Below are 6,190 nucleotides of genomic sequence, written 5' to 3'. Positions count from 1 at the left end.
GGACGGATTTCGGCAAGACCGGCTATGGCGGCCCCTGCCCACCCCAAGGCGACAAGCCGCACCATTACATCTTCACGATCTATGCGCTGAAGACCGCCACGCTTGAGGTGCCGGCCGAAGCCACCGCCGCACTGATCGGTTTCATGATCAACGCCAACAAGATCGGCCAAGCCAGCTTCACAGCGACCTACGGCCGTTAAGGCGTGGGTGGGGCCGAGGGGACGAGGGGCTCGGCCTCGTCGAAACGCAGACCGTTCTCGGCCATCCAAGCTTGGGCGGTGCGCACAGCCTCAATCGCAGCTGGCGCGCCGGCATAAGGGGCCACATGCAGCAGCACCTCGCGGATTTCTAGCAGCGTGGCCCCGTTGTTCATGGCACCACGCAGATGGCCCTTGAGCTCTTGGCTGCGACCCAGCGCCGCCAGCATCGCCACGGTACACAGGCTGCGCTGCTTGAGCGCCAAGCCTTCGCGCAGCCACGTCGAGCCCCAAGCGTGCTCGTTGACGTAGCTTTGCAGCGGCGCTGAAAAAGCGTCGGCCTGCGCCAAGGCGCGGTCCACAAACACATCGCCCATGACTTGGCGACGCCGGGCCTCACCCGGATGCATTTCGGGCGAAGACATCTCTTTAGAAGTTGATACCGATCTTCAGGCCCAAGGTGGTCGGGCTGTAATCGACGCCGTTCTTGCTGCTTGTGCTGTGGATACGCAAATCAGCGCCAGCGAAGAGCATGCCGGCACGGTAGTTGACGCCAGCGGCCACACCCGCGCCGTAGAGCGTGGTGCTGGTGGCACCTTGATCAACGCTGAAAGCGGCCAAGCTCGGGCCAAAACCGGCCGACATCCCTGTGCCGAAGGGGATGGTGTAGCGCGGTGAGAGCTCATAGCCCGTCACCTTGGTGCCGCTCTTGTCCGATTGACTCAGGTTGAAGTGCGTGCGGATGCGCTGATCCGGGGACTGGATCAAGCCGCAATTGAAGTTGAAGTCCAAGCCAAGTGCATCGGCCGTGGGCTGCGACGAAGAGTCGTTGCTGTTGAGGGTCAGCGCCAGCGACGGAGCCGCTTTGTAACCGGGCTTCAAGATCGGCAGGAAGGTCCATTCACCCGCGTGAGCCGGGGCCGACAACGTGGCCATCAGGACCGTCAAGGTGCTCAGAGCGAGCAGAACGTTTTGTTTTTTCATGGGGCATCTTTCAGAGAATCAGGGCAGAACGGCGCGATTGTGGGTCGTCCACCTGAAGCTGTCTGTAACCCCAGTCACATAGGGGCTACCGTATCCTCGGCGGACCAAACGCGATAGCCGTTGCGGCCCGCGCTCTTGATGGCATACATCGCCATGTCCGCCCGGCGCATCAATGTGGCTGCGCCTTCGCTGTCTTCGGCGGGCCGCATCGCGATGCCGATGCTCAGGCTTGTCTTGAGTTGCTCTTGACCAAACGGGATCGGCGCTTCGAACGCTTGGCCCATCTTCTCCGCCACCAAGCGCGCATCTTGCGGGTCGGCCAACTCGGTCAGCACGACGATGAACTCATCGCCGCCTGAGCGTGAGACCGTATCGACCGACCGCACACAAGCCACCAGCCGCGTCGCGATTTGGCACAGCAAGGTGTCGCCTGCGTCATGGCCGAAGCGGTCGTTGATTTCTTTAAAGTGGTCCACGTCGATGAACATGACGGCCAAAGCACGCTGAAAGCGCGTGGCATGCAACAGCGCTTGATCCAAGCGATCAAGCAACATGCGGCGGTTAGGCAAGCCGGTCAGCACATCAAAAAAGGCCAGCGCGTGGGCTCTTTGCTCAGCCAGCTTCAGCTCAGTGATGTCCCGGTTGTTCACACGCCGCCCCAGATCCCGCCCATCGCTGGCCATCACCTGACGGCAACCGTGGGCGATCCAGCGGATGCCGCCGTCCTTGCGCACGATCCGAAACGAAATATGCGATTCAGGCTGATCGTCCAAGCTCTGAAGATGCGTGCGGTAGATGGCGGCATCCTCGGGCAGCAAGATGCGCTCTAACAAGGCTGGATCGGTATAGAACTCATCCGGGGTATAGCCGCTCACCCGTTCACATGCCGGGCTGACATAGAGCACACAGCCCTCGGGGGAGAGCCAGTACTCCCAGTCGTAGGTGTAGTCGGCGATGGTGCGAAAACGTTCTTCACTTTCACGCAGCGCCTGCTCACTCTGCTCCCGAGTGATCTCCATGCGGGCCAACCGATAAAACACCGCCGCCAAGATCAAAACAAACGCCAGCGACGCGCCGCCCAGCACCAGGGCGTGATCGCGCCAACCGGCCAAATAGGTGTGCTCGGCCAAGCCCACCATCACAAACATTTGTTGGTTATCCAGCACTTGGTAGCCCAAGATGCGCCGGATGCCATCGATGGGCGAAACCACCTCCAAGGCACCGCTGGGACCGCCGTGGAGGATGGCTTGCCGAACCGGGATGGTCGGCTCAGGCTTGTTTTGAATCTCAGCCATGCCGGGGTAACGAATCACCACCGCGCCGTTGCCCATGCGCCGCAGAGCGATCAAACCATCCGAGCCGAGATCAATTTTTTGCAGCTCCTCTTGAAGGGTGCTGACATCAATGATGGCGATGGCGGCACCCAAAAACGTGCCCTCGGCGGTCAAAATCGGCTGGCTGATGTACATCGACGCGCGGTGGCTGTAGCGCCCGATCAGCACATCCGAATAAGACACCAGCGCCGCCTTTGGGTCGCGCACGATCTCTTTGAAAAACGCCCGGTCCGCAATGTTGATCGGCACCTGCTCGCCCATGCTGCTGTAGATCCGGTTGCCCTGCGCATCAAAAATGCGCAAGGCAGCGGCGCTGGTGATCGCATGGCGATGCGATTGCAACCAGTGGGTGATCTCAGCTTGATAGCGCGGTACCTGCTCGCGGCGCATCGCCGCTGGGTTGATGTCCTTGGCCAACATCGACACCACCCGCTCCGCCTCGTTGAACTCGAAATTCAACCTTGAGGCCAAGACTTGGGACAAGTTGCGCGCATCCGTCGTGGCATCCACCTTGGCCATGCGCAAGGAGCTGTACAGCTCATGGCCCATGATCAGCCCAAAAAGCACGAGCAGACCCAGCAGGATCAGCCCGTACTTGGATCGACACATGCGCAACATCGGGTCAGTCTAGGTCAGCGCCGAGGCTCGGTCCGGTTGGAACCCTTGACCAGATCAAAGCGGAACAAGCGGCATTCAATCGGGCCGTTCCACATCGGCACGCGCCGGCTTTCCTTCAAGCGCATGGCTTGGGGCAGCTTGGCGTCCGGGCTCAGCACCCAAGCGGTCCAACCGGCGTATTGATTCTTCCAGTGGCTGGCCAAGGCCGAGAAGAAGGCTTGCGAGGTGCCGCCACCTTCAAAGCCTTCGCGCGCCATCCCCGCGTGCGGGTCGTGCCCTGAGCCCGTGCCCTTGGCGTCGATCCGCTCGCCGTAAGGCGGGTTGAGCATCAACACACCGTGATCGGCGGGGGCCACGCGCTGCAAGGCGTCGGCTGTTTTGAACTCGATGGCGTGCAACACCCCGGCGCGCTCAGCGTTGCGGGTGGCGAAGTCGGTCATGCGAAACGACACATCACCGCCCTGCACCATCACCAGAGGTGCGTGTACGCGCGCACGCGCCGCCGCTTTCATGTCGCGCCAAGCCACCGCAGCGGTTTCCATGCGGAAGGGCCCCAGCTTTTCAAAGGCAAAGCTGCGTTGCATGCCGGGGGCGATGCCGCAGGCGATCTGCGCCGCTTCAATGGCGATGGTGCCCGCGCCGCAGCAGGGGTCGAGCAAGATGCCGTCTTCTTCACGGCCCTGCCAACCGGCCGCCGCCAGCATGGCCGCAGCCAAGGTTTCCTTGAGCGGCGCTTCGCCCTTGTCTTCGCGCCAACCACGCTTGAACAACGCCTCGCCAGTCAGATCGACATAGAGCAGCGCGTGCGCTTCTTGCAAGTGCAGCACCAGCGACAGATCGGGGAAGCGCGGATCGACATCGGGGCGGTCGCCGGTGGCCTCGCGCATGCCGTCGCACACCGCATCCTTGATGCGCAAGCTGGCGAAATGCAGGCTCTTGAGCGGGGAACGCTGCGCGGTGGTGTCCACGCGCAGGGTCTGCTTGGGACGAATCCACTCGGCCCAACGCACCGTGCGGGCCATCTCGTAGAGGTCGTCTTCGCCTTGGTACGGACCTTCGGCAACTTGCCACAGCACACGCTGGGCCAGACGGCTTTCAAGGTGCAGACGCATGGCGGTCTGGGTGCTGCCGACCAAGGCCACACCGCCGCGCGCGGCCTTGACCGACTCCGCAGCACGGGCCGTACCGGCGGCCGACAAGATCGCGCGCACTTCGTCGGCAAGCAAAGGCTCTGCGCCGGCGGCGCAAGGCAAGAAAAGAGGATTCGGATTCACGTGGGAGTCGCCGCAACAAAAAGGCGATTGTCGCGCTTCAGTCGTTTGTTACAAATGGTGAGCTTATCTTCAGGACTTGCAGAGACAATCACGCAACGCCGCCAAGCACACGGTTTGGCTGGTTTGTACCGCTCATTGGTACCCCTCAGCACTCAAGGAGTTCTCAACATGCAAATCCATTTCACTATCCGTCCTTTGATCCTTTCCGCCACTGTGGCCGCTATCGCACTGAGCGGCTGCGGCAGCATGAGCGAAACCCAAAAGGGCACCGCCATCGGTGCCATGGGTGGTGCCGGCCTGGGTGCCCTGATCGGCAAGGCCAGCGGCAACGCCGGCAAGGGTGCCGCCATCGGTGGCGTGGTGGGTGCCGTCGCCGGCAACATCTGGTCCAAGAAGATGGAAGAAAAGAAGGCCGCCATGGAAGCCGCCACCCAAGGCACTGGCGTGGACATCGCCCGCACAGCGGACAACCAACTCAAGGTCAACGTCCCTGGCGACTTCTCTTTTGACGTCGGCCAAGCCAAGGTCAAGCCCGTCATGCAGCCCGTGCTGCGCAAGCTGGCCAGCGGTTTGGACGCAACCCACCAAGTCGTGATCGTCGGCCACACCGACAGCACCGGCGCAACTGCGGCTAACAACCAGCTGTCGCTGAACCGTGCCGAATCGGTGCGTGACTACATGGTCGGCCAAGGCATCACCGCCAACCGCATCCAAGTGAGCGGCAAGGGCGAAGATGAACCCATCGCTGACAACGCCACGTCTGACGGCCGTGCCAAGAACCGTCGCGTTGAAATTTTCCTGCGCGAAGCGGGTCAGTAAGCTGGCTCCATGAGGAAAAACGGCACCTTCGGGTGCCGTTTTTTTCGTCCTTGCCCTTTGCTACTTCGCTACTTCGCTATCTCTTTCTAGGACACCATGCCCGGCTACCAAACCAAGCAAGAGCAGATCGCCGTCTACGGCGTGGCTGATCTCGTCATCCGCTCGCTCCTCGACCGAGAACAGTTCTCCGACCCCGAGGGCTTGGCGGAACGCTTGGGTATTTCCTCGGCCACGTGGCCGCTGTTCGGGCTGCTCTGGCCCTCGGGCGCACACCTCGCGGCCCGCATGGCCCTACGCCCGGTCACGGCAGAAAAAATCCTAGAGATCGGCTGCGGCTTGGCCTTGGCCAGCTTGGTGGGCCATCGGCGAGGGGCCGATGTGACAGCCAGCGATTGCCACCCCATGGCCGGCAGCTTCTTGCTGGAAAACTTGCGCCTCAACGACCTCGCCCCCATGAAGTACCGCCAAGGCCAGTGGGGCAAGGCCGAAAACGCGGACGATGACAACGCCGTGCAAGGCCGCTTCGACTTGATCATGGGCAGCGACTTGCTCTACGAGCGCGACAGCAACGGCGATCTGGCCGGTTTTATCGAGCACCACGCTCAAAACCGTGCCGAAGTCTGGATCGTGGACCCCGACCGAGGCAATCGCCCGAGCTTCAATCGCCACATGGCCGCTCAAGGCTTTGATCGCCACGAAGAGCGCCTCGACAGCCCCGCCACCGCCGAGGGCGGCGTCGCTTACAAGGGGCGGATGCTGGTGTATCGACGCGAGCACACTGCCACCCCGCAGCCTGCCTAAAATGGAGCCATGAATCATCCCTCCGACTTCATCACCGATGCATCCATCCCCTCCCCCGTGCCGCACCGGCTGGGCTGCGACTGCGGCTTGCATGGTGGCGGGGGGGGGCATGCTGTGGTGGGCAGCCGACGGCTCTTTACCGGCTTGATCCTCGGTGCCGGGG

Annotated in this window: 7 protein-coding genes; 3 read left to right on the top strand and 4 right to left on the bottom strand. The window is 62.2% G+C overall.

Annotated features, from left to right (window positions below):
• A partial coding sequence (locus tag AC3VI7_RS11900; protein ID WP_489671539.1) for a YbhB/YbcL family Raf kinase inhibitor-like protein occupies positions 1-200 on the top strand: 200 nt, incomplete at its 5' end.
• Here the strand turns inward: AC3VI7_RS11900 and AC3VI7_RS11895 are convergent.
• The 4 genes from AC3VI7_RS11895 to AC3VI7_RS11880 all read right to left on the bottom strand — a co-directional run bounded on the left by AC3VI7_RS11895 (position 197) and on the right by AC3VI7_RS11880 (position 4,407).
• Positions 197-622, bottom strand: a complete 426-nt coding sequence (locus AC3VI7_RS11895; protein ID WP_489671318.1) for a carboxymuconolactone decarboxylase family protein — start codon at positions 620-622, stop codon at positions 197-199. The two genes, AC3VI7_RS11900 and AC3VI7_RS11895, sit on opposite strands and share 4 nt — an antisense overlap.
• Positions 623-626: 4 nt before the next feature.
• A complete protein-coding gene (locus tag AC3VI7_RS11890; protein ID WP_489671560.1) occupies positions 627-1,181 on the bottom strand; it encodes a hypothetical protein in 555 nt (184 codons plus the stop codon).
• A gap of 74 nt (positions 1,182-1,255) precedes the next feature.
• Positions 1,256-3,124, bottom strand: coding sequence for a diguanylate cyclase domain-containing protein (locus AC3VI7_RS11885; RefSeq protein WP_489671559.1), 1,869 nt, complete (start codon positions 3,122-3,124; stop codon positions 1,256-1,258).
• A gap of 23 nt (positions 3,125-3,147) precedes the next feature.
• A complete protein-coding gene (locus AC3VI7_RS11880) occupies positions 3,148-4,407 on the bottom strand; it encodes a THUMP domain-containing class I SAM-dependent RNA methyltransferase (protein WP_489671558.1) in 1,260 nt (419 codons plus the stop codon).
• 168 nt (positions 4,408-4,575) lie between these two features.
• On the opposite strand from AC3VI7_RS11880, the gene AC3VI7_RS11875 reads away from it, so the two are divergent.
• Together AC3VI7_RS11875 and AC3VI7_RS11870 are read left to right on the top strand one after the other, a co-directional pair.
• On the top strand, positions 4,576-5,226 hold the full coding sequence (locus AC3VI7_RS11875; protein ID WP_489671557.1) for a YiaD family glycine zipper/OmpA-like lipoprotein: 651 nt from the start codon (positions 4,576-4,578) through the stop codon (positions 5,224-5,226).
• A 96-nt stretch (positions 5,227-5,322) separates the two neighbouring features.
• Positions 5,323-6,027 (top strand): class I SAM-dependent methyltransferase, encoded by a 705-nt coding sequence (locus AC3VI7_RS11870; protein WP_489671556.1) that lies wholly within the window; start codon positions 5,323-5,325, stop codon positions 6,025-6,027.
• Positions 6,028-6,190 lie beyond the last annotated feature (163 nt).

This window comes from Leptothrix toolikensis (SeqCode), from assembly GCF_057922285.1.
Note: the sequence above shows the minus strand (reverse complement) of the source record. Positions and strands in the feature narration are given on the sequence as shown.

Excerpts from the sequence above, each read along its gene's own strand:
- AC3VI7_RS11895 (WP_489671318.1), bottom strand. The coding sequence starts at position 622 with ATGTCTTCGCCCGAAATGCATCCGGGTGAGGCCCGGCGTCGCCAAGTC.
- AC3VI7_RS11870 (WP_489671556.1), top strand. The coding sequence starts at position 5,323 with ATGCCCGGCTACCAAACCAAGCAAGAGCAGATCGCCGTCTACGGCGTG.
- AC3VI7_RS11890 (WP_489671560.1), bottom strand. The coding sequence starts at position 1,181 with ATGAAAAAACAAAACGTTCTGCTCGCTCTGAGCACCTTGACGGTCCTG.
- AC3VI7_RS11875 (WP_489671557.1), top strand. The coding sequence starts at position 4,576 with ATGCAAATCCATTTCACTATCCGTCCTTTGATCCTTTCCGCCACTGTG.
- AC3VI7_RS11885 (WP_489671559.1), bottom strand. The coding sequence starts at position 3,124 with ATGTGTCGATCCAAGTACGGGCTGATCCTGCTGGGTCTGCTCGTGCTT.